The sequence below is a fragment of the Bradyrhizobium sp. CCBAU 51627 genome (assembly GCF_028128765.1).
Taxonomy (GTDB): Bacteria; Pseudomonadota; Alphaproteobacteria; order Rhizobiales; family Xanthobacteraceae; genus Bradyrhizobium.
The window spans coordinates 21,569-44,257 of the sequence record NZ_LBJG01000013.1 but is presented as its reverse complement, the minus strand read 5'-3'; the positions used below and the strand labels follow the sequence as shown (position 1 = coordinate 44,257).

The 22,689-nt window shown below is 65.2% G+C and carries 22 protein-coding genes; 14 read left to right on the top strand and 8 right to left on the bottom strand.

Features of this window, described 5'->3' with window-relative positions; all coding sequences use genetic code 11:
- Positions 1-152 precede the first annotated feature (152 nt).
- Together XH88_RS07660 and XH88_RS07655 are read left to right on the top strand one after the other, a co-directional pair.
- Positions 153-695 (top strand): tripartite tricarboxylate transporter TctB family protein, encoded by a 543-nt coding sequence (locus XH88_RS07660; RefSeq protein WP_271614805.1) that lies wholly within the window; start codon positions 153-155, stop codon positions 693-695.
- A gap of 12 nt (positions 696-707) precedes the next feature.
- A complete protein-coding gene (locus tag XH88_RS07655; protein ID WP_271614804.1) occupies positions 708-2,225 on the top strand; it encodes a tripartite tricarboxylate transporter permease in 1,518 nt (505 codons plus the stop codon).
- Between the two features lie 146 nt (positions 2,226-2,371).
- On the opposite strand, the gene XH88_RS07650 is transcribed toward XH88_RS07655, so the two are convergent.
- The gene (locus XH88_RS07650; protein ID WP_271614803.1) at positions 2,372-3,565 is read right to left on the bottom strand and encodes a CaiB/BaiF CoA transferase family protein; all 1,194 of its coding nucleotides are present in this window, start codon (positions 3,563-3,565) and stop codon (positions 2,372-2,374) included.
- Between the two features lie 241 nt (positions 3,566-3,806).
- Here XH88_RS07650 and XH88_RS07645 point away from each other — a divergent pair, with 241 nt between their 5' ends.
- Positions 3,807-4,346: a tetratricopeptide repeat protein gene (locus XH88_RS07645; protein WP_271614802.1), complete on the top strand. Its 540-nt coding sequence runs from the start codon at positions 3,807-3,809 to the stop codon at positions 4,344-4,346.
- 111 nt (positions 4,347-4,457) lie between these two features.
- On the opposite strand, the gene XH88_RS07640 is transcribed toward XH88_RS07645, so the two are convergent.
- Together XH88_RS07640 and gspD are read right to left on the bottom strand one after the other, a co-directional pair.
- Positions 4,458-5,054, bottom strand: a complete 597-nt coding sequence (locus XH88_RS07640; protein ID WP_271614801.1) for a prepilin peptidase — start codon at positions 5,052-5,054, stop codon at positions 4,458-4,460.
- Between the two features lie 4 nt (positions 5,055-5,058).
- A complete protein-coding gene (gene gspD / locus XH88_RS07635; RefSeq protein ID WP_271614800.1) occupies positions 5,059-7,437 on the bottom strand; it encodes a type II secretion system secretin GspD in 2,379 nt (792 codons plus the stop codon).
- 137 nt (positions 7,438-7,574) lie between these two features.
- Here gspD and XH88_RS07630 point away from each other — a divergent pair, with 137 nt between their 5' ends.
- The 11 genes from XH88_RS07630 to XH88_RS07580 all read left to right on the top strand — a co-directional run bounded on the left by XH88_RS07630 (position 7,575) and on the right by XH88_RS07580 (position 17,734).
- A complete protein-coding gene (locus XH88_RS07630; protein ID WP_442868422.1) occupies positions 7,575-9,263 on the top strand; it encodes a GspE/PulE family protein in 1,689 nt (562 codons plus the stop codon).
- A 21-nt stretch (positions 9,264-9,284) separates the two neighbouring features.
- Positions 9,285-10,496, top strand: coding sequence for a type II secretion system F family protein (locus XH88_RS07625; RefSeq protein ID WP_271614798.1), 1,212 nt, complete (start codon positions 9,285-9,287; stop codon positions 10,494-10,496).
- 27 nt (positions 10,497-10,523) lie between these two features.
- Positions 10,524-10,976, top strand: a complete 453-nt coding sequence (gspG, locus tag XH88_RS07620; protein ID WP_271614797.1) for a type II secretion system major pseudopilin GspG — start codon at positions 10,524-10,526, stop codon at positions 10,974-10,976.
- Positions 10,939-11,448 carry a prepilin-type N-terminal cleavage/methylation domain-containing protein gene (locus XH88_RS07615; RefSeq protein WP_271614796.1) on the top strand — a complete coding sequence of 170 codons (510 nt, stop codon included), beginning with the start codon at positions 10,939-10,941 and terminating at the stop codon, positions 11,446-11,448. The genes gspG and XH88_RS07615 overlap by 38 nt, the downstream gene beginning before the upstream one ends.
- On the top strand, positions 11,426-11,824 hold the full coding sequence (locus XH88_RS07610; protein WP_271614795.1) for a type IV pilus modification PilV family protein: 399 nt from the start codon (positions 11,426-11,428) through the stop codon (positions 11,822-11,824). The genes XH88_RS07615 and XH88_RS07610 overlap by 23 nt, the downstream gene beginning before the upstream one ends.
- Positions 11,821-12,525 carry a general secretion pathway protein GspJ gene (locus XH88_RS07605; protein WP_271614794.1) on the top strand — a complete coding sequence of 235 codons (705 nt, stop codon included), beginning with the start codon at positions 11,821-11,823 and terminating at the stop codon, positions 12,523-12,525. Before XH88_RS07610 ends, XH88_RS07605 begins: the two co-directional genes overlap by 4 nt.
- Positions 12,526-12,638: 113 nt before the next feature.
- The gene (locus XH88_RS07600; protein WP_271614793.1) at positions 12,639-13,547 is read left to right on the top strand and encodes a general secretion pathway protein GspK; all 909 of its coding nucleotides are present in this window, start codon (positions 12,639-12,641) and stop codon (positions 13,545-13,547) included.
- A 1-nt stretch (position 13,548) separates the two neighbouring features.
- Entirely contained in the window at positions 13,549-14,586 is a 1,038-nt protein-coding gene (locus XH88_RS07595; RefSeq protein ID WP_271614792.1) for a PilN domain-containing protein, read from the top strand.
- Positions 14,583-15,173 carry a type II secretion system protein GspM gene (gspM, locus tag XH88_RS07590; protein ID WP_271614791.1) on the top strand — a complete coding sequence of 197 codons (591 nt, stop codon included), beginning with the start codon at positions 14,583-14,585 and terminating at the stop codon, positions 15,171-15,173. Before XH88_RS07595 ends, gspM begins: the two co-directional genes overlap by 4 nt.
- A gap of 181 nt (positions 15,174-15,354) precedes the next feature.
- The gene (locus tag XH88_RS07585) at positions 15,355-16,050 is read left to right on the top strand and encodes a hypothetical protein (RefSeq protein WP_271614790.1); all 696 of its coding nucleotides are present in this window, start codon (positions 15,355-15,357) and stop codon (positions 16,048-16,050) included.
- 109 nt (positions 16,051-16,159) lie between these two features.
- Complete coding sequence (locus tag XH88_RS07580; RefSeq protein ID WP_271614789.1) at positions 16,160-17,734, top strand: lipopolysaccharide biosynthesis protein; 1,575 nt, start codon at positions 16,160-16,162, stop codon at positions 17,732-17,734.
- A gap of 8 nt (positions 17,735-17,742) precedes the next feature.
- On the opposite strand, the gene XH88_RS07575 is transcribed toward XH88_RS07580, so the two are convergent.
- The 5 genes from XH88_RS07575 to XH88_RS07555 all read right to left on the bottom strand — a co-directional run bounded on the left by XH88_RS07575 (position 17,743) and on the right by XH88_RS07555 (position 22,659).
- Complete coding sequence (locus tag XH88_RS07575; RefSeq protein ID WP_271614788.1) at positions 17,743-19,023, bottom strand: glycosyltransferase family 4 protein; 1,281 nt, start codon at positions 19,021-19,023, stop codon at positions 17,743-17,745.
- Entirely contained in the window at positions 18,948-19,715 is a 768-nt protein-coding gene (locus tag XH88_RS07570; protein WP_271614787.1) for a class I SAM-dependent DNA methyltransferase, read from the bottom strand. The genes XH88_RS07575 and XH88_RS07570 overlap by 76 nt, the downstream gene beginning before the upstream one ends.
- The gene (locus XH88_RS07565) at positions 19,712-20,845 is read right to left on the bottom strand and encodes a DegT/DnrJ/EryC1/StrS family aminotransferase (RefSeq protein ID WP_271614786.1); all 1,134 of its coding nucleotides are present in this window, start codon (positions 20,843-20,845) and stop codon (positions 19,712-19,714) included. Before XH88_RS07565 ends, XH88_RS07570 begins: the two co-directional genes overlap by 4 nt.
- Entirely contained in the window at positions 20,842-21,288 is a 447-nt protein-coding gene (locus XH88_RS07560) for a hypothetical protein (protein ID WP_271614785.1), read from the bottom strand. Before XH88_RS07560 ends, XH88_RS07565 begins: the two co-directional genes overlap by 4 nt.
- A 267-nt stretch (positions 21,289-21,555) precedes the next feature.
- Positions 21,556-22,659, bottom strand: coding sequence for a DegT/DnrJ/EryC1/StrS family aminotransferase (locus tag XH88_RS07555; protein WP_271614784.1), 1,104 nt, complete (start codon positions 22,657-22,659; stop codon positions 21,556-21,558).
- Positions 22,660-22,689 lie beyond the last annotated feature (30 nt).

Below are 22,689 nucleotides of genomic sequence, written 5' to 3'. Positions count from 1 at the left end.
CCCGAAAGCTTCTCGTTCGCCTCAACGCCAAAGCTCGCGATGCGCGTACCACCTACGCTAATGCAACTTGACAACAGAGATAGTCGCTCACCCCAACCCTCCCCCCGCAAGCGGGGAGAGGGAGAATCGGCCGCAGCGTTTCTGGCATAGGCATGTCCCAAACCGATCTTGAAATTGTCGTCGACGATCCCACTGCGCCTGAAGACGACTCTCCCTCAATCACGAGCACCAGCACGGTCGAAATCATCGCCTGCCTGCTGCTGCTCGCGCTCGCTGCAATCCTCGGCTACGATAATTGGCGTACCGGTGCCTCCTGGGATTCGACCGGGCCGGAGCCCGGCTATTTCCCGTTCTATCTCTCCCTCGTCCTTGGCGGCGGCAGTCTCTATGGCTTGATCGCAGCTGTCGTCGCGCGTCGTGGGGCAAGCGAAACCTTCGTCACGCGCGCGCAGGGGCGTCGTGTGATGGCGGTGTTCGTGCCGACGCTGCTGTTCTGCCTGGTGACGCAGTTCCTCGGCCTCTATGTGGCGAGCTTCCTCCTGATCGCGGGGTTCATGCGGGCCATCGGCAAGATCGCACTGTGGAAGTCGCTGCTCACCGCTCTTCTATTCACGGCGGTCATGTTCGTCACCTTCGATATCGCGTTCGACGTCATCATGCCGAAGGGACCGCTTGAAGCGGCCTTCGGGTACTAGGCGGGGTCTGCGATGGAAGCTTTTGGTCTCCTGCTTCACGGCTTCGCCGTCCTGCTGACGTGGAAGACGCTGGTGCTGATGATGGTCGGGCTGGTGCTCGGCATCTTCGTCGGCGTGCTGCCTGGGCTCGGCGGCCCCAACGGCGTTGCGATCCTCCTGCCACTCACCTTCACGATGGATCCCACCTCGGCCATCGTGATGCTGTCCTGCATCTATTGGGGCGCGCTGTTCGGCGGCGCCATCACCTCGATTCTGTTCAACATCCCCGGCGAAGCCTGGTCGGTCGCAACCACCTTCGACGGCTATCCGATGGCGCAGCAGGGCCGGGCGGCCGAGGCGCTGACCGCGGCGTTCACGTCATCCTTCATCGGCTCGCTGGTCGCGGTGCTGCTCATTACCTTCCTCGCGCCGATGATCTCATCCTTTGCGCTGAAATTTGGGCCGCCCGAGTTCTTTGCGGTGTATCTGCTCACCTTCTGCTCCTTCGTCGGCCTCGGGCGGGAGGCCAAGCACAAGACGGTCATCTCGATGTCGCTCGGGCTTCTGCTCGCCGGAATCGGCATGGACACGGTGTCGGGCCAGCTGCGCATGACCTTCGGCTCCGCCGAGCTCCTGCGCGGCATCAACTTCCTCGTCGCGGTCATCGGCTTGTTCGGAATCAGTGAAATCCTGCTGACGATGGAGGAGCGGCTGGCGCTGCGCGGCCACGCCGCGAGCATCTCGTTGCGCGTGGTATTGGGCGTGTGGAGGGATCTGCCGAAATACTGGGTGACCTTGCTGCGCTCCTCCTTCATCGGTTGCTGGCTCGGCATCACCCCGGGCGGGGCGATCGCCGCGTCCTTCATGGGGTACAATCTCGCCAAGCGCTTCGCCAAGGATCCCGCGAGCTTTGGCAAAGGCCGGATCGAAGGCGTGTTCGCGCCTGAGACGGCGGCGCATGCTTCCGGCACTTCGGCGCTGCTGCCGATGCTGGCGCTCGGCATTCCCGGCTCTGGTACCGCCGCGATCCTGCTCGGCGGCCTGATGGTGTGGGGCCTCAATCCCGGCCCGCTGCTGTTCGTCGAGCACAAGGATTTCGTCTGGGGCCTGATCGCCTCGATGTATCTCGGCAACGTCGTCGGTCTCGTGCTGGTGCTGACGACGGTGCCGATTTTCGCCTCGATCCTGCGCGTGCCGTTCGCGGCCGTCGCGCCGATGATCGTGGTGTCCTGCGCGATCGGCGCCTATGCGATCCAGAACGCGATGTTCGACATCTGGTTGATGCTGGGCTTCGGCGTCGTCGGCTACGTCTTCAAGAAGATCGGGATTCCCTTGGCGCCGTTCACGCTGGCCCTCGTACTGGGCAACCGCGCCGAGGACGCCTTCCGCCTGTCGATGATCGGCTCCGGCGGCGACCTCAAGGTGTTCTGGTCGAATGGTCTGGTCGGCTCGATCACGACGTTGGCGATCGTGCTGCTGTGCTGGCCAGTCATCGACGGGTTGCTGGGGCGCATCGGCTGGATGCAGCGGTCCAGAACGACATCGCGGTAGGCGGGGCCCCTCGCCTCAACTAGGGCGCCCGCGATCGCACTCAGCGGCGCGGCTTGGTGATTGGTTACCCGAGCGACGACACAGCTCGTCAGGTCAAAAGCCCGGCGCGAAGACCGGGCTTCCTCTGGCGATGTCAAGCGCGGCACTCACACTACCTTGGCGTCGCGGAGCTTCGTGATCTCGTCGGTACTGAAGCCGAACTCCTTCAGCACCTCGTCGGTCTGCTCGCCGAAGTCCGGCGGTCGCGCCACCATCCTGCTCGGCGTGCGTGATAGCGTCACGGGCTGGCCGACCAGGCGGATGTGGCGGCCCTCTTCGTTGGGGACGTCCTGCGCGATGCCGAGATGCTTGACCTGCGCGTCCTCGAACATCTGGTCGATGGCATAGATCGGCCCGCAGGGCACGCCGGCCTCGTTGAGCTCTCTGACCCAGGTGTCAGTCGACCTCGTCACCGTGCGCTTCTCGATTTCGGCGTTGAGGGCGTCGCGGTTCTTCGAGCGCGCCGGTGCCGTGGCGTAGTCGGGATTGGTGACGAGTTCGGGGGCGCCGACAGCCTGCGCGCAGCGCTCCCAGATCCGCCCTCCTGTCGTGGCGATGTTGATATAGCCGTCCGAGGTCTTGAACACGCCCGTGGGGATGCTGGTCGGGTGGTTGTTACCGGCCTGCCTGGCGACTTCCTTTTCCATCAGCCAGCGCGCGGCCTGGAAGTCGAGCATGAAGATCTGGGCCTGAAGCAACGAGGTCTGCACCCACTGGCCCTTGCCAGAAACTTCACGCTCGAGCAGCGCGGTGAGAACGCCCATGGCGCAGAACAGGCCGGCGGCGAGATCGGCGACCGGGATGCCGACCCGCATCGGGCCTTGACCCGGCGCGCCGGTGATCGACATCAGCCCGCCCATGCCCTGCGCGATCTGATCGAAACCCGGCCGCTTGTGATAGGGGCCGTCCTGGCCGAAGCCGGAAATGCTGCCATAGACGATGCGCGGGTTGATCGCGCAGAGGCTCTCATAGTCGATGCCGAGCTTCTTCTTCACGTCGGGGCGGAAATTCTCGACCACGACGTCGGCCTTGGCGGCAAGCCGTTTGAACACCGCGAGCCCGCGCGCGTCCTTCAGGTTCAAGGCGATCGCCCGCTTGTTGCGGTGCAAATTCTGGAAGTCGGAGCCCCGCCGCGGTCCGCCCGGCTGCTCGCCGCCGGAATCCTCGGTCAGCGCGTCGATCTTGATGACGGTCGCACCCCAATCCGCGAGTTGCCGCACGCAGGTGGGCCCGGAGCGGACGCGGGTCAGATCGAGCACGGTGAAGCGCGACAGGGCTTCGGAAGCGTGAGGAAACGGCATCGTGGTTGGCTCCGGGAACAGATTGCGGGTCTACCATAGTGCCGAAAGATCATGCGGCAAGCATCGACTGGCAGCATTGCGCCGACTTGAGAAGATCTCGTCGAACGAGCCTCTGCCTGGCTGAAGGTTGTCTCACGACCGCGGTGATGCTCACGCGCCGGCCCCGTCTGCATCGAAGCCGGCGCTCTGGATTCCGTCACATCGCCAGACTAGTGTTGTGCGCGTGTGGGAAAGGAACGGCATGACGTCCTTCAGCAGATGCGATCTCGAGTTTCGGGGCCCGGCCGGGCTTTTGCGGCGGGTCGGGTGGGCTATCGCGGTGCTTGTGCTCCTGCCCGCGATCCCCGTCCACGCCCAGTCCCTCGGCCAGGGCATGGCGGCCTTTCAGCGGCAGGACTACGTGGCGGCGTCCCGCGTCTTCATTCCGCTCGCCGAGCGCGGAAACGCTGCGGCGCAGTCCTATCTCGGCTTCCTGTTCGAGACCGGCCGCGGCGTGCCGCAGAACTACACGGAAGCCGCGATGTGGTACCGCCGAGCGGCAGAGCAGGGCGATGCCCGCGCGCAATATTCGCTGGGGCTGCTCTACGATCGCGGCTTTGGCGTACCGCAGGACATCGTCGAAGCCTCGAAATGGCTGAACCTCTCGGCCGCGGCCTCGCCGCCGCGTCTGCGCGAAGCCCGGGTCCGGATCCGCGACGCCGTCACCACCAAGATGACGCGTGGCGAGATCGCAGAGGCGCGCCTGCGGGCACTGGAATGGGCGCCGAGCCGGGAGCGTTGACCCCAGCGCCGATCGGTTCGGCGAAAAAGTCGAAAACAACCCCATGCACAGTAGGAGGTCAGGGCCGGCGCGTTGCGCCTCCATCAGGATTCGTCCTGATCGCATTGGGTCTTAGCCGGGCCAGCCGCCGAACCAGTTCAGATACCAGGTTTCGCCCAGCCAGCCGATCCAGATCGACGGTGCCAGGAACAGTCCGAACGGCAGGAATGCGGTCCCGCGGAGCGCTTTCCTTTGCAGCACGGCGGCGGCGACATAAGCGCCGATCGCCAGCAGCGCCGCAAGCTCGATCACCGCGGCCGCAGTCGCAAGATCGAGCCAGGCCCCGCAGACGGCGGCGAGCTTGACGTCGCCCAGCCCGAGCCCGTCGCGGCCGCGCCAGTGCCGATAGGCCAGCATCAGGAGCAGCAGCGGAAGCGCCACGGCTACGGCGCGCACGACCGGCCAGAGCAGTGCCCGGACGCCTGCATCGGGCACGACGGCGGCGCCGCGGAGCAGGGCGAGCGCGAAGGCGGCGGCGGTCAGCTCGTTCGGGATCAGATAGTGGCGGGCATCGTTCGCCGCGATGGCGAGCATCAGAGCGGCCAGGAAGGCACCATAGAGGCCTTCCGCGGCCGGCGCCGTGACGAGGCTCGAGAATACGCCGATGAGCACCGCGAAGCTGAGCGCCAGCGGAGCGCGTATCCTGTCATGCGCATCTTCCCCGGTCACCTCGTCAGCGCGCGGCCTTGGGCGGGCTGACGGTGACCACCGGATTGCTGATTCCAACCAGACGGCCGTTCATCTTGCTGCGCATCTCCTCGGCGATGACGTGCGCATCGACACTGTCCTTGATCACGGTCGGACGGATGAACAGGATCAACTCGGTGCGTGCGCGCGCGTTGGTCTGGTGCGAGAAGGCATCGCCCATGCCGGGAATGGAGTCGAGAACTGGAATTCCCTGGCGCTGCCTGTTCTCGGTCTCGCTGATCAGGCCGGCGAGCAGCACGGTCTGGCCGCTGGTCACCGCGATCGAGCTCTTGACCCGGCGCTGCGAGATCGTCGGCGTCAGCGAGTTGGCGCTGCCGGGGGCCACGCTCGAGATCTCCTGCTCGATGTCGAGCACGACATTGCCGTTGGCATTGGCGCGCGGCAGCACGCGCAGGATGATGCCGGTGTTCTTGTAGTCGATGGTGTTGACCACAGTGTTGTTGGCGGTCAACACGGTCGCGGTGCCGGTCGAGAACGGCACCTGGTCGCCGACCTGCAAGGTCGCCGGCTGGTTGTCCAGCACCACCAGCGACGGGTTCGACAGCACCTTGACGTTGGTGACGCCGTGCAGCGCGTCGAGAATGACGCGCGGCGAGTTCTCCGCGCCGACCAGGAAGTTGAAGCCCGGCAGCACGCGACCGAGCAGCGCGCCGGAGGCAGCATTGACGGCGCTGGATGCTGTTTCCACGGCGCCACTGCCAACAGTCGCGGCATTGCTGACGCCGGAGATGGTGTTGGAGATCGAGCCCTTCTTGCTCGCCAGGAAGTATTGCACGCCGTAATTCAGCTGGTCGTTCAGCGTCACCTCGGCGATCGTCGCCTCGATCGCGATCTGGCGCTGCGGCCGGTCGATCTGGCGGATGGTCTGCTCGACGATGCGCTGCGCGTCCTGATTGGCATAGACGAGAACGGCATTGTTGGTGACGTCGGCGGTGATGCGCACGTTCTGCAGGATGCCGTTGACGCCGGGCTTTGCACCGCTGCCGGAGGGTCCAGTGAGGCTATTGTCCTGGGCCGGCATTGCCGCGGCGGGAGTGAGGCGGGCGCTGAATGCCGAGCCCGCCGGTCCCGTGACCGGCGTCGCAGCACCTGCCGCGGCGGTCGGCAGGGCGCTCAGCGCCGCGACCGGACCGGAGGACGACGTCGCGATGCCGGCCCCTGGCGCGACCTGGCTCGAGGCATTGTCGAGCGTCGAGCCACTCGTCGCGCTCTGGCCGAACAGCATCTCGTCCAGCATCGCCACGACCAGCTTGGAATTGCCGTAGCGCAGCGGATAGGATTTCAGGTTCACGCCGTCGGTGTCGGAGCGGTCGAGCCGTGCAATCCAGGTCTGCGCGCGCCTCAGATATTCCGGCTTCTGAGACACGACGAGGATCGAGCTGAGCCGCGAGATCGGCTGGAGCTTGATCACATTCTGGCTCATGCCTCCTTCGCCGGAATCCATGATCTTCTCGATCTCGGCGATAACGGGCTCCGGCGAGGAATTGCGCACCGGGAAGATGCCAACCGACTGACCTCGCATCCAGTCGGCGTCGAATGACAGAATCGTATCGACTGCGGTCGCGCGATCCGTTCCGCTGCCGCTGACGATCAGGGTGTTGCGGGAATTGTCGGGGCGCATGGTCGATGCCTTCACGCCGAAGGCGTCGAGCAGCTTGAAGATGTTTTGCGCCGAAGTGTAGCGCAGCGGCACGACCGTGATGCCCTGGCCGGCCTCGGTGCTCGCCGAACGGTCGAGCCCGCCCGGGCCGGCCTCCGGCGCCGGCAACAGGCGATAGCCGGTGCGGTCGTGCACCAGCGCCACGCCAGACATGCGCAGCGCATTCTCCAGAACGTAGATCGCATCAGCCTTCTGGATCGGACGCACCGAGGCAAGTGTTACGGTTCCCTGCACGCGAGGATCGATCGTGTAGCCGACATTGAGGACGTCGCCAAGGATGACCTTTGCGACGGTCGCCACGGGGGCGTTCTCGAAATTGAGATCGTAACCGCTACCGCCGCCATCTTCGCGTTCGGCCAGCGCGCCGCCTTGCGGCGTTGAACCATCGCCCAGATAGATCGCGGGTTTCGACGCTTTCGCCTGGCCGATCCCGCTTGCTCCCGTGTCGGCAGGCTGCCGCGGTTGAAGGTCGAGTGCGCGGATCTTGTCGGCAATATCCTGGGGGCGCGGATCCCTGGGGTCGGCTTCGACCGACTGGTCAGCGGTAACGATGCAGGCCGTGAGCAGGAAGGCGGAGGACAACAGGAGAAGCGTTCCAGTCAATGCTGAGCGGCGGCGCAAAAGCGGCTGGACCACGTCAAACAAAATACGCCTGTTAACGCTGGAAGTGACTGGAAATTGCATCCGATCCCCCTTGGCTCGGACGCTCGATCATTTGCGCCACGATAGTGTTATGGCCAAGAAATATATCAAGGCTAAAGGACCGCCGTGACACTCGGAAGCCGGTGCAATCGAACAACAAGGTGCGTGCTGTGAATGCAATGCAAGACCGCTCCGCCGATAGCTTCCGGCTGCACCTTCTCGAAAAATATTCGCTGCCGCCGCGGGCGCATGCCCGTCTGGAGACCTCAGGAACGACCATGCTCGCGCGTCCCTTGCGCGAGTTCTGGGAAGCAACCGATCTCTCCGCAGCCGACTTTGCCGACGAAGTCTCGGAATATTTTGGTCTGCCACGGCTCGGTCTTCCACAACTGCTCACAACCACGCCTCGCCTGGACGGCTTTTCGCGGCGATTCCTGCGTGAATCCACGATCTTTCCCTTCAGCGCGCCGAACGGCGCTCTCCGACTGGCGGTCGCCGATCCGTCCGATACGGCCGCCATGCGCGCGGCCGAGATTGTGTTCGGAACGACAGTCGATGTCGTAGTCGCGTCATATGAGGATATTACGACGGTCCTCGATCAGCGGGCCGATGCCGATGACGCAAATGCCGACGAGAGCGGCAGGAGCTCGGCGCAGCGATCCGAAGACGATATCGAGAGCCTGCGAGACCTCGCCAGCGGTGCGCCGGTGGTGCGGGCGCTCAACGACCTGTTGGAGCGTGCGTTGGATCTGCGCGCCAGTGATATTCATGTCGAGCCGTTCCGCTCCGGGCTCACCGTGCGCATGCGCGTCGATGGCCTATTGCGTGCGCTGCCTTCGCCGCAAGGCATTCCGCCGCAAGCGCTGATCTCGCGCATCAAGATTCTCGCCAGCCTCAACATCGCCGAGCGCCGCCTGCCGCAGGACGGCGCGGCGCGCGTGCGCGTCGGGCGCAACGAAATCGACATCCGGGTCGCAACCATGCCGACGCAGCACGGCGAGAGCGCCGTGATCCGCCTGTTGCCGCGCGATCGCGGCCTGCTCGAGATGAGCAAGCTCGGTCTGCGGACTCGCGACGAGAGCGTGATGACGCGCCTGCTTGCAATGCCGCATGGCATGATCGTGATCACCGGGCCCACCGGCAGCGGCAAGACCACGACGCTTGCAACTATGCTGTCGATCCTCAACGAGCCGTCGCGCAAGATCCTCACGATCGAGGATCCCGTCGAGTACGAAATTCCTGGTATTAACCAGTCCCAGGTGAAGCCCTCGATCGGCTTGACCTTTGCCTCCGCCATGCGCGCCTTCGTGCGTCAGGACCCTGATGTCATCATGGTCGGCGAGGTCCGCGATTCAGAGACGGCACATATCGCGATCCATGCCGCGCTCACCGGCCATCTGGTGTTGACGACGCTGCACACCGAGACGGCGGCTGCCGCCGTGCCGCGCCTGATTGATCTCGGCATCGAGGGCTTCCTGCTCAGGTCGACGCTGCGTGCGGTGGTGGCGCAGCGCCTGGTGCGCATGCTGTGCGACCGCTGCAAGGTGCCGCACGCGCTGACCGAGGCCGATCTTGCCAGGGATCCGCGCTTTGCAATGATCGGCTTCAAGTGCGGCGAGGTCTTGCACGAGGCCGGCGGTTGCGAGCGCTGCGGCGGCACCGGCTATCGTGGGCGCAACGGCGTGTTCGAGATCCTCGAAATGTCCGACGAGGTGCGCACGCTGATCGGGCCACAGACCGACTCCCATGCCATCGACGCAGCCGCGATGCGCGGCGGCATGACGACGATGCTGGAGGATGCCGTCGCCAAATGCCGGGCCGGATTGACGACGGTGTCCGAGGTCTTCCGCGTCACGACGATGCGCTAACGCTCAAATGAGCTAGGAATCATGCCGAACTATCGCTACCGCGCGCTCAATGCCAACGGCGAACTGGTCTCCGGGGCCATCGCCGCGTCGGCACCGGGCGACGTGGCGCAGCGGATCGAGCGGCTCGGCTTGGTGCTGGTTGACAACGTGACGCCCGAGGAGGGCGGTGCAGCGCGCGGCGCACTCAGCCTCTTCAACAGGCCGAAGCCGGAAGACGTCACCATCTTCACCCGCGATCTGGCGTTGCTGCTGCGCGCCGGCGCCCGCATCAATGATGGCCTCGAGCTGCTCGCCGCCGATCCGGATTTCGGACGGTTGCGGCCCGTCGTTGTCGACATCCGCGCGCGAGTCGTCTCCGGCGAGAGCTTTGGCGAGGCCTTGGCGCGCCACGAGGGGCTGTTTCCGCCCATGTATGTCGCGCTGGTGCGGGTCGGCGAAGCGTCGGGGTCGCTTGACCAGGTGCTGGAGGTGCTCGCCGGCGAGCGTGCGCGGGGCGAGGCACTGAGGCGGCGCCTCACGGATGCGATCCGCTATCCGATCTTTGTGCTCGGCGCGGCCGGATGCGTGCTGCTGTTCTTCCTGACCTTCGTGCTGCCGCAGTTCGCCAGCGTCCTCCAAGACTTTGGCGCCAAGGTCGATCCTGTTGTCGGCGTGTTCCTGAACATCTCGACGTTTCTGCGCGGCAATTCCGATGTCGTGCTGGCGGGCCTTGCTGCGTTTATCACGGCCGCCTGGCTGCTGTTGCGACAGGAGCGGGTTCGCCGCGGCATCACCAACGCATTCACGAAGGCGCCGGCGATCCGCAACGTGATGGGCGCCTATCGCACGGCGCTGTTCTGCCGCAATCTCGGCCTGCTGCTCGGCAGCGGCGTCAACCTCACCAACACGCTGCGCATCCTGGTCGACATGATGGCGACGACAGGATCATCCACGGTCTGGAGCGATGCCGCCGACCGTGTCCGGCATGGCTCAAAACTCTCTGATGCGCTCGCCGAGACCGAGGCGTTGCCGCCGATGGCGGTGCGCATGCTGAGACTGGGCGATGAGACCGGACAATTGCCGATGCTGTCCGGCCGCGTCGCCGAATTCTACGAGGCCAAGCTGCAGCGCACGCTGGACCGCGCGGTTGGAATTGCGGGGCCCGCGGCGATCATCGCGATCTCGCTGGTCGTCGGCGGCCTGATCACGTCGGTAATGACGGCGCTGATGTCGGTGAGCCAGATCGTCGGTTAGACGACAAGGTAACGGGAGGGGCTTGAAGTGACCAGACATCCATCGTCGAAGCGCCGCCGGCGGCGCGGAGGAGGAGAGGCCGGCTTCACCCTGGTCGAGATGCTCGTCGTCATCACCATCATCGGCATGATCATGGCGCTGGTCGGCCCGCGGGTGTTGAACTATCTCAGCGAGTCCAAGGCCAAGGCGGCGAAAATCCAGATCGAGAGCTTCTCCAGCGCGCTCGATCTCTATTATCTCGATCTCGGCCGCTATCCGACCTCGAATGAAGGTCTCACCGGGCTGACGCGGAGCAACAACCAGGCCGGCTGGAACGGACCTTATTTGCGCGGCGGTGTGGTGCCCAACGATCCCTGGGGCCATGGCTATGTCTATCGGTCGCCGGGTGCGAACGCGCCCTACGAGATCATCTCGCTCGGATCAGACGGTCAGGAAGGCGGCAGTGGAACGGCGACCGACATTGTCAGCGGCGCGCGCTGAACCAGATTGTGATGTGCAGGACTTCGATCAACAAGGCTTCGCGCTGATCGAGATCCTGTGCGTGCTTGCGATCATCGGTCTGCTCGCGGCGATTATTCTGCCGGCAGTCCCGTACGCGACGACACGGGCAAAGCTCGAAAGCTATGCGGTCGAAACCGCGGCCCTGCTGAAATCCGACCGCAATTCCGCGCTGCGCCGCCAGGTCAGGGTCGCAACTCTGGTGGATGCTGAGGCGCGCGCGATCCGCTCTGGCGTCACCGGACAGACCATCCGCTTGCCGCGCGACGTCGTCGTGCAGGCGACGCTGGCCGCGCGCTGCGCCGATCGGGCGACGGGGCGATCGATCGATTTCTTCCCGTCGGGCATGTCCTGCGGGGGGACGATCGCACTGGCGCGGCCGGGCATGGGCTACGAGGTGCGGGTCAACTGGCTGACCGGAGGTGTCGAGATTGTCCCGCAGAAGCTGCTCTGACCGCGCCGCCGGCTTCACCTTGATCGAGACTCTGGTCGCGCTCGCGATTATCGCCATCGTGCTTGGAACCATCGGCTCGGTCATCGCTGTGACGACAAAGGGCACGCGCTCGATCGACCAGCACCTGGCGCTATCAGGCACGGCGGAGACATTGCTTGCGGACCTGCCGGCGCGTGGATTGCTGAAGCCCGGCCGGCAGAGCGGGGAGCTCGCCGGCAGCCGCTGGCGCGTCGACGTCGTGCCGATGAAGGTCGCCGGCGGCAATCCCGCCACCGATCGCTTCTTGCCGCTGGCGGTCAATCTGCGCCTCCAGCGCGCCGACGGCGCCGCGCTCCAGGTCACGACGGTGAAGCTGGTACCGAGGCCGTCGCAATGAAACGCTTGTACCGTTCGTTCGCGTCGGAGGCAGGGTTCACGCTGCTCGAAGTGCTGCTGGCGACGCTGCTGATGACGGTGATCCTGGCCGCGCTTGCGACCGTGACCGCGCAATGGCTGCCGAACTGGAATCGCGGGATCGCGCGGGTGCAGCGTGCGGAACGGCTCGCCACCGGGATCGACCGCATCGTCGCCGATCTCTCCGTCGCCGAGCAGATGACCGTGAATGGCGACGCCAGGACGCCGCTGTTCGAAGGTGCCGAATTGTCGGTGACCTTTCTGCGCACCGCGCTAGGGCCGAGTGCGCGACCGGGCCTCGAATTCATCCGCCTGATCGAAAAGGCCGATGCCCAGGGGTTGGCGCTGGTGCGCGAGCGCGCGCCGTTCCAGCCGATGCCGACAGACGGGCAGATCCGTTTCGTCGACCAGGTGGTGCTGATCCGCGCGCCGTTCCGTGTCAGCTTCGCCTACGCCGGCCCTGACCGGAAATGGCAGCCGACCTGGCATGGTCAGGGACAACTGCCGGATCGCATCCGCATCACGGTACGCGACGGCGCCAGCGGTCAGGTGCTGGCGGTCTCGGCCGCGGTGTTGCCGCACATCACGGCGCCGGCCGAATGCGCGCGAGCCAAGAATCCGACGACCTGCGTGGCAGCAGGCACGCGGCCGCCACAGGGGGAGAATGAGGAGCAGCAGCTGTGAGCGGCGCGGTCGATGGCTTGCTTCGCCTCTCCCGCTTGCGGCAGAGCGTAGGCCGCCTTCGGCGGCCGTCTATCAGGAACGCCGAAGCGAAGCTTCGGCTACGGCGCTCGCGATTGCACTGCCAAGAACGTGGCCCCCTTGGCGACGAACACGGCTTCATCGTCGTCGTGGTGCTCTGGATGCTGACTGCGCTGGCCACGCTCGCGCTGATCTATCTGACCTATGTCACCAATACCGCGGTCACCGTCGCCGCCAACACCGACCGGTTGCAGGCGGATGCCCTGACGAACGCCGGCCTCGAGCTCACGGCCTATCGGCTGACCGCGCAAAGCGAGGCGACGCGCCCGACCAGCGGTACCTTCAATGCCCGCATCGGGGCGGGGCTGATAGCCGTGACGTTCCGCTCGGAGGCTGCGCGGATCGATCTCAACATGGCGCCGAAGGCCGTGCTCGCGGGCCTGATGATCGGGCTTGGCGTCTCCGCGGCGGATGCGCCTGACTACGCCGACCGGATCCTGGCGTGGCGGTCGTCGACGGAGCCCGGCGTGGACAATCCAGAGGATTCTCTTTATCGCACGCTTGGCGCGCCCTATCTGCCGCGCCACGCGCCGTTTCCGCACAGCGACGAGCTGTGGCTGGTGCGCGGCATTCCGCCTAACGTGATCGAGCGCATGCTGCCTTTCGTCACCGTGTTCAGCAACATGCGCACCGTGAACGTGCTGGACGCCGCGCCGCAAGTGGTGGCGGCGCTGCCCGGCATGACGCCCGAGACGCTGCAAGAGCTGCTACGCAGCCGCGCCGATCCCAACGTCGATCCGCAGTCACTGGTTGGGCTTGCCGGCAGCGCCAGCGCGACGATCGAGGGCGCAAGGGCCTACCGGGTGACTGTTGCGACCGAGGCACCGTCGCACCGGCAGAGCTCAGCGGAGATCGTCATTCTGCTTCTCGACAGCGGCGATGAGCCCTATCGTGTATTGTCGTGGCGCAATGCCTTCGACGGCTCCGCCGGAAAGGCCCTGTGAGATGAGTTCGTTCGTTTCTCTTCGCGCCATTTTCGATGCCTGGACCGGTACGGTGGCCAGCGCTGCCGTCACTGGGTTGGAGCGGATGGTGTCGCCGCGCCTGGTGCGGTTCGTCGAGGGCGAGACCGGCACGTTCACGCTGGAGGCTGCGAGGCCCGAGAACATTCCGAAGCAGGTCGGGTTCGAGGACGGCAAATTTACCGGTGCCAATCTCGCGCAGATCGTCCGCGGCTGTCGCGTTGAGATCGTGCTGAGGCCGGCACGCTTCCTGTTCCGTCCGCTGGAGCTGCCGGCGCGTGCGGCCGATTTCCTCGATGGCATCGTGCGGGCGCAGATCGACCGGCTGACGCCGTGGAGCGCCACGGATGCCGTTTTCGGTTGCAGCGCGCCGGTGGCGCAGGGCAGCGAGAGCATCACCACGATGATCGCGGCCGCCCCGCGCCGGCTCGCGCTGGGCTATGTCGATGCATTGTCCGCCTTTCAGCCGTTCGCGATTGCGATCGTCGCGGAGACGGGCGAGGGCGGGCGTATCAGGGTGTTCGAGCAGAAGTCGCGCGGCGCGATCGATCGCGTGCGGCTCGGCCGGACGCTGCAAGTGGTGCTGGCTGTTGCCGCCGTCACGGCCTTGCTCGGCTCAATCGTCGCGGGCTATCTGGCCGACAGCTTGAGCGCGCAGGAGAGCGAGCTCGAGCGACAGATCACCCAGCGCCGCGCCGCGATTCGGGGTGCCGACGGCGGCGAGCGCTCGCCGATGGCGCTGCTGGAGCGGCGCAAATACGACACGCCGGCGAGCGTGATCGTGCTGGAATCGCTGAGCCGTCTCCTGCCTGATCACACCTATGTCACCGAGATGCATCTGGCCGGCAATAAGCTCCAGATCGCAGGGATCACACGCGATGCGCCCTCGTTGATCCCGCTGATCGAGCAGTCCTTGCATTTCACCCGCGCCACCTTCTACGCTCCGACGACGCGCAGCCCCTCCGATCCCGGCGAGCGCTTCCACATCGAGGCACAGGTCGAGCCGAGGAACGGGCCATGAATTCCATGAGCAGCGCCAACGCCGGAAGCGCAAGCGCCGTCACGCGGACGCTGACCGGCTCGCCGCTGATCGCGGTCACGCTCTACCTTGCAGTGACGGGCGGGCTCTTGCTGATGGCGAGCCTGTCGATCGCCGACGTCATCGCCCATCGTCAGGCCCTGGCGCAGACCTCCGACCTGCTCGATCAGCTGCGCGGCCGCAAGGGCGCCGCCAAGAATGCCGCGGCGATGTCGGCTGAGCATCCCGGCACGCCATTCCTGCAAGGACCGACGGTGACTGTCGCGGGCGCCAATCTGCTGCAGCGGGTTGCGACTGCGATCGGCAATGTCGGCGGCTCGATGCAATCTTCGCAGGTCGACGTCTCGCTAGCGCAGACCAAGGACGGCTTCGTCGGCCTCGTGGTGAGCTGCGAGCTCGAACAGCCGGCACTGCAGAAGGTGCTCTACGATCTCGAAGCCGGCATGCCGTTCCTGTTCGTCGATCAGCTCGACGTTCAGGTGCCGCAGACCACCGCGCAAAGCGATGCCGGCACCGGCCGCGTCAGGGTGATCCTGGGCGTCTCCGGCCAGTGGCAGGCGGGCAAGTAGCATGAAGTCTCCGTCGTTTCCTGTGCAGTTTCAGCGATCGTGGCCGTTGGGCAACATTTTTACGCGTTGCAACATGCAGGACGGAAGGGCAGGGTCGGAGCTGGCTCGGACCGGGTTGAAGGCCGGCTCTAGTTTGGGACGCTTGCTGCGTGTTGGCGCAGCCGGCCACAGGAAATTATCGATGTCCGGCGGGTTGAGATCGACAGGACTGGCCGTATTGTGTGCGGTACTGGGCATCGCGGAGGCGTTGGCGGCAACCTCCTCGCGCGTGGACATCCTGTCCGACGATGTCGTCGGCAGTCCCGCCGAGAGCGTCGATGTCGGCGCGGTGAAGCCGATTGCATCGTCGGCGCCCGTTGCCAGCAAGCCGGCTCCCCGCGGCAATCCGCTGTGGTCGGTGCCGCTGTCGGCGCTGACCGCGACCCACGAGCGCCCGATCTTCTCGGCCACGCGGCGGCCGCCGCCGCGCGCGGTCGCAACCGCCCCGGTCGAAGAGGTTCATGCAGTGCCGCCGCCGAAGCCGGTCGAAGCGCCGCCGCCGCTGACGCTGGTCGGGGCGGTGGTGGGCGAGGGCGATGCTATCGCAATCCTCGTCAACCGGACCGATCAGAAGGTCGTCCGTATGCGGCAAGGTGAGACGCAGGGCGGCTGGTCGCTGACCTCGGTCCAGCCGCGCGAGGTGACGTTCAAGCAGGGCGATCGCAATGAGGTGCTGGCGCTGCAACGGCCGGATGGGGCATCGGCACGGCCGGGGTCGCCCGCAATGCCCGCTGCGGAGGGGGCCGGCAAGCTGACCATGCCGACCACGGCGAGCACGTCATTCGCGCCCTTCGTGCCGCGCTCGACGCCGAAGAATGGCAAGGCCGACGGGCTCTGAGCGCCCTGCAAACGCCGGCGTGACGGGAGCAAATCCGGACGCCATTGCCTAAGCCGTTCAACCATCCTAAGACGCGGCTTCAACGCCTATGTCGGGAGAAGGACGCGGCTTGACCGACACGCAGACTGACGCGCCCGGCAAGGCCGATGGTCCGAGCGGTTCCGGCGGCTCCGGACGCGCCCGACGGCTGATTCACGGCTGGTCCGCGAACCTGATCCAGATGGGGCTGGGTCTGACCCAGCAGCTGTTGCTGATCCCGGCCTTCCTGCATGTCTGGAGCGGGGACCTGCTCGCTGCATGGCTCGCGATCTATGCCGCCGGCGGCCTCGTTGTCGTCGCCGATGCGGGGCTGCAGCTTCGCGCGATCAACCGGTTTCTGGCCTTCAGATCCTGTGCTGACTGCGACGGACGCTCCGCGCACTTCTATGGCGCTACGCTGCGGATCTATCTCGCCATCGTCGCAGGTCTTAGCGTGATGCTGTGCGTGGCCGTCTTTCTCGCGCCGCCTTCGACGGTGCTCGGTTTTCACGACACACCGACCATCGATGCCGCGATGCTGGCGATGACGGTCGGCATGCTTCTGAGCTTGCCTGCCAACCTCGCCTCCGGCCTCTATCGCGTGCGCGGCCAATATGGCCGCATCATCTGGCTGCAAAACGCCGCATTGCTGCTCGGTCAGATCGCGCAGCTCGTTGCACTATTCCTGTTCGGAAGCCTGCTCGCGGTGGCGATCGCCTATATCTCAATGCAGCTGCTGTTCACGGTCTTCATCGTCGCCTTCGACGCGCCGCGACTGTTTCCGTTCCTGCGCCGTACGGGAACGTCGATCGTGCCATCATGGCGCTGGAGTGTCGGACAGCTCGGTCGCGCACTGCCCTTCGCGGTCACGAACATCGCCGAGCTCGCGCTCGTCAACGTGCCGGTGCTGCTGGTTTCGGCCCTTGTCACCGATCGTATCGCGGTGGCGCAATGGGGGCTGACGCGCGTGATCGCGAGCCTGGTGCGCGGGCTCTGCCTCCAGGTCGCCCTGCCGTTCGGCGCCGAGCTCGGCCACGACCACGCGGTCGGCGACAAGGAGCGGCTGCGCCGCCACTATGCCTATGGCTCGGTGTTCGTGACCGGGCTCGCCTGCCTGGTCGTTGCGGGCATGCTGCCGTTCTGGCCCGACTTCTTCGCGTTGTGGACCCATGGCAGCATTCCCTATGACGGTCCGCTCGCGGTGGTGCTGTTGCTCGGCTCGGCTGCGGTCGCGCCTTCGCTGCTGGCGCTGATCTTTGCCAGTCACAGCAACCGCGGCGAGCTTCTGATCCGGACCAAGGGGCTGCAGCTGGTCGTCTTCCTGGCTCAGTCCTTCGTGTTGATCCCGCGGCTCGGACCGCTCGGCGCCGCGGCTGCGGTGGTCGCGAGCGATATCCTGCTTCAGTTCGGCCTGCTCGGATGGGTGATCATGCGGCAGACCCTGCGCGAGCCATTCAGGCACATTGCCTTCCTGCTGCTGATGGCGACCGGCATCGTGGCGTCGGGCTGGCTGATCGGCCTTGCGATCACCGCGCTGGTGCCGGGGGGCGGGCTTGCGCATTTCATGGTGGAATGCGCGGCCTGGCTGGTTGTGGTTGGCGCACTCGCTAGCCCGCTGCTGAGCGAGGCGCTCCGCGCGCGCCTGCGGGCCCTGGTGCCGGCCTAGCGAAGAATTCAGTGCGGTGTCAGCGCCAGCCGGCGCCTCAGCCGCTCGAGATGGCGAGCGAATTCCGCCTGACCCGCCTTGGTCTCCTCGGCAAACTGCGCGAGCCGCCGATAGCCGGCCTCGCGCAGCCGCTCGCGCGTGCCCTCGATGCGGAGACTGACGATCGCGTCCGCGAGCGAGCGCGCGTCGTCATAATCGAACAGGATCGCGGCATCGCCGGCCTGCACCTTGAAGGCCTCCGGATAGATCACGGGCGTGCCGACCGCCCAGGCTTCGAGCGGCGGCAGATTGGTCGGGCCGAAATAGCTCGGCATCACCAGCGCCGCCGCGCCGCGATAGAGCGCACCGAGTTCGGCGGATTCGACGAAGCCGATGATGGAGACCTGGTCCGACAAACCGTAGCTCTGGATTGCCGCATCGATCTTGTCGCGGCCGCCGCGATCCGAGCCGCAAAGCACCAGCCGTTCGATTACGCCACGCTCGCGCAGGCGAGTGAGCGCTGCGAGCAGCGTCATGTGGTTCTTGTGCGGCCAGAACTGCGCCGGATAGAACAGGTAACCGGGCTCGAGCCGGTACTTTGTCAGCACGGCCGCATCCTCGTCGGCTGCGGGCGTGGACTGGCTCACATAGGCCGAGGGCGAGAAGGGGATGCAGACCGCGCGATCCCGCTCCATGGCGTAGCGGCGGGAGAGATCATCGATCAGGTCGGGCGCATTCACGATCACCACGGCGGCCTTGGTGCTCGCAAGGCTGAACAGGATCTCGCGCCGCTCGAATTCACCGAAGGTGCGGACTTCAGGAAATTCCGGCGCGTCGCGATGGCAGCCGTCGAAGATCGTGACGATGAAGGGCAGCTCATACAGCAGCAGGTGCCGCTTCGAGGTCGAGGTGAAATGCACGACGTCGATGCCGTCGCGGATCAAGGCGCGCTCGAACGGCGATTTCCACTTCAGCACGATCTGGGCCAGGTCGAACGGTCGGCAATATTTCAGGAACAGGAAGAGATAGTCGAGCACGCCGAACTTGAGCAGGCGGGCGGTGACGCCGAATTCCTTCAGGACCTCGATTGTCTTCGGATAGGGCGAGTACACCTCGATTTCGTTGCCGGACTTGGCTGCCCAATCGCGCAGCCAGAGCAGGTCGTTGAGCGGTTGCTGGAAACCGCCACCGACCTCGAGTGCCTGCTCCAGCATCACGGCAAGACGCAGCGCTCTCACGACTTGCCGGCCTTTCTCGTCGTGGCGTAGGCCGCCCAGCTCTTCGAACTCGGCGCGTCCTGCGTCAGCCATGCGGCATGAGTAGCGGGTTCAAAGGCGCTCCCTGCGAGCGCTGCGTCGATCTCGAACGGAAACCAGTAGCGCATGCGGTGCGCTTCATCGACGCGGCGGATCGTGCCGCGATCCGTCTCCTCGCAGAACAGCGTGTAGTTCACGGTGACGGTCGCGGCCTGCTCGTCATGGTCGGATTGCGCGATTCGGGTGAGGCGCAGCGGCTTCTGCTCGATCACCTTGACGCGCGTCTCGACGCCTTGCGCCAGCACGGCGCCGCCATACCAATAGTCGAAGAAGAACACGCCGCCCGGCTTCAGCGCGGCATGCGCGGTGCGGAACATCGCCGCCAGCGCATTGCGGCTGGTCTGGTAACTCGCGACATGGAACAGCGACACCACCGCGTCGAAATCATGCTCGGGGCCGGCCTCGCAGGCATCGCCCTGCCGGAACGGAATCGACAGCCCGGCCTTCGCGGCGCGCGCCTTGGCGCTTGCGATCATCTCCTCGCTGAGATCGACGCCGGCGACGTTCCATCCCCGACGGGCGAAGGCCAGCGCATGCAAGCCGGTGCCGCAACCGAGATCGAGCAGCTTGCCCGAGGCGACGCCATGTTCGCGCAGGCGTGCTTCGACGAAAGATGTCTCGGCCGCGTAGTCCTTGTCCCGATAGAGCAGGTCGTACCAGGGCGCGTAGTCGGCGAAGACAGTCACGCCAGGATCTCCTCGAGCGCCTGCGCGGAGCGCGCGATGTCGTGGTCGGTCATGCCAAGTCCGCTAGGCAGGTAAAAACCGCGACGGGCAATGGTTTCGGCATTCGGATGCGATTCGTTGAGCATCAGGCCCATCCGGCGCAGCACCGGCTGCTCGTGCATGCACCAGAAGAACGGCCGCGTGCCGATACCCCTTTCGCCGAGGCGGCGCATCGCCTCCTTGGCGTCGAACGGCACGTCCTCGCCCAGCACGATGCCGTACACCCAGTAAATGTTGTCCGCATAGCTGGTCTTGGCGACCGGACGGCGGATGCTGTTGAGGCCGCCGAGATGCTCGTCATAGAGCCGGCCGATGCGGCGCTTGCGTTCGACGGTGCGGGGCAGACGCTCGACCTGGGCGACGCCGAGCGCGGCCTGGAGATTGGTCATGCGCGCGTTCCAGCCGAGCTCCTCGTGGACGAAGCGCTGCTGCGGCTGAAAGCAGAGGTTGCGATAGCCTTGCAGCCGATCGGCGAGCGCATCGTCGTCGGTGAGGATCATGCCGCCTTCGCCGGTCGTGACATGCTTGTTGGGATAGAAGCTGAAGGTCGAGACATCACCGAAGCTGCCGCAGGGGGCACCGCGGTAGGTCTGGCCGTGCATCTCGGCGGCGTCCTCGATCACCTTCAGATCGTGCTTGCGGGCGAGCGCCAGGATCGGTTCGAGATCGACCGGCAGGCCATAGATGTGGACCAGCATGATCGCGCGCGTGCGCGGGGTGATCGCAGCTTCCACGCCTTCGGTCGTCATGTTCCAGGTCGCGGCATCGCAGTCGACGCCAACCGGCACGAGCCCGGCGCGCACAACGGCCGCGGCGCAGCTGATGATCGTGAAGGTCGGGATGATGACCTCGGAGCCTTCCTCCAGCCCGAGCGCGTGGACGGCGATGTCGAGCGCAACCGAGCCGTTGGTCACCGCGATGCCGTGGCGCCGCCCCGCAGCCTCGGCCATCGCCTGCTCGAAGCGCTTGATGAATGGCCCTTCCGACGAGATCCAGCCGGTTCGGATGCATTCGGCCAAATAGGCGGCTTCGTTGCCGTCGAGCAGCGGCGTGTTGACGGGAATGAACGGCGCGGTCTTGGGTCTGGTCACAGATTTGGACCCTTGATCCGAATTTCGGACGGCGCGACTTCCGCAAACCTTGTCTTGTCGTTCTCGCCGGAATAGGGGCCTTGCTTGATCTCGAACATCTCGACCGGCTCGAGCACGTGGAAGCCGTGGGCGCCGCTGCACAACAGGATGATGTCGCCGGCACCCAGCACGCGGCTCTCCAGATAGTCTTCAGCCACCGTGTAGAAGTCGACCTGGAGCTTGCCCTTCTGGATCAGCAGCACCTCCTGGGTGTAGTGCACCTCGCGCGTCACCTTGTTGTGGCGGTGCGGCTCGATGCTCTTGCCCTCCGGGTGGCTCATATAGGCGAGCTGCTGCGACAGCTCCGGCGACGAAAAGAAGTGGATACCCGGCTCGCGAAATGAGGCGCGCACGATGATCGCATAGAGCTGATCGCCGAATCGAACATGTTCGACGTGTTCCATCCTGGGCCTCGACAAAAAGCGCTGCAATTAGAGTGACATAGCGTCCGCGCCGGGCACTTTGGCCATTTTGGCCGGGACCGTCAAGGGTGGACCGAAAACGATAGTCGATGCGCAAACGGGGCGATCCATGGGCAGATCGCACTTCTGATTGACGGCCTGCCTGTGGCCCAAGCTGAATGCTTGCGCGATACATGCAGGCCGTCGTGAACGGGATCGCGAGGGGCGAGGTGACGTTGCGCGGCTCAAGTCAATGCTTCTTCAAGCGCCTCACGATGATCGTGCGGCCTTGGCAAGCGCGTCTGCAATCATGCGCATCGTTTCGGCATCAAGGTAAGGATGCATCGGAAGACTGACGACCTGCTGCGCAATGCGCTCTGAAATCTCCAATCCGCCCACGACGCGGCACAGCGATCGATAGGCCGGCTGCTTATGCACGGGGATCGGATAGTGGATTGCCGTCGGCACTCCGGCTTGCTTCAGCGAAGCGACGACAGCATCGCGGTTGTCCGTCTTCACTGTGAACTGAGCCCAGACGCAGGTCCGATCGTTACGAACGGCCGGGGCCTGAATACCCGGGATCTCCGCGACCATGTCGCGGTAGGTTCGTCCGATCCGGATGCGCTCCGCGATCTCCCAATCGAAGATATCAAGCTTCGCGAGAATCACCGCGCACTGTAACGTGTCCATGCGTCCGCCCACGCCGACACGTGTGTGATAGTATCGTCTCTCCTGGCCATGCGTCCGTATCTCCCTCATGGCCTTCGCAAGCGCGTCGTCCGAGACAAAAATGGCGCCTCCGTCACCAAAGCAACCAAGTGGTTTGCTCGGAAAGAAGCTGGTGCAGCCGATGGAGGATACGTTGCAGCTTTTGCGTGAGCGGTACTCGGCACCAAAGCTTTGGGCCGCGTCCTCGATCACGGGAATTCCGTGCTTCTCGCCGATTGCATTGATCTCGTCCATGTCAGCGGTCGCCCCGTAGAGCGATACTGGCATGATCGCCTTTGTGCGCGATGTGATCGCGCTTTCAATCTTTTCTGCGTTGACGTTGCAGGTGTCCGGCTCGACATCGACGAGCACCGGGGTCGCGCCAAGCAAAACGATGACCTCGGCCGTCGCGACAAATGTAAAGGGAGTGGTGATGACCTCATCACCTGGTCCCACACCGAGTGCCATCAGCGCGATCAGAAGCGCTTCGGTACCCGAAGCCACGCTGATGCAATGCTTTGCTCCGGTATAGGTCGCCAGCCGCTGCTCCATCTCGGCGACTTCGGGACCCATGATGAACTGGCCGTGATCGAGCACTCTTTGCATCCGCTCGTCAATTGCCCCTCGAATTGATCGCAGCTGCGCCTTCAAATCGATGAATTCCATGGGCATAACCAGCTTCCTTCCGAAGGGAGA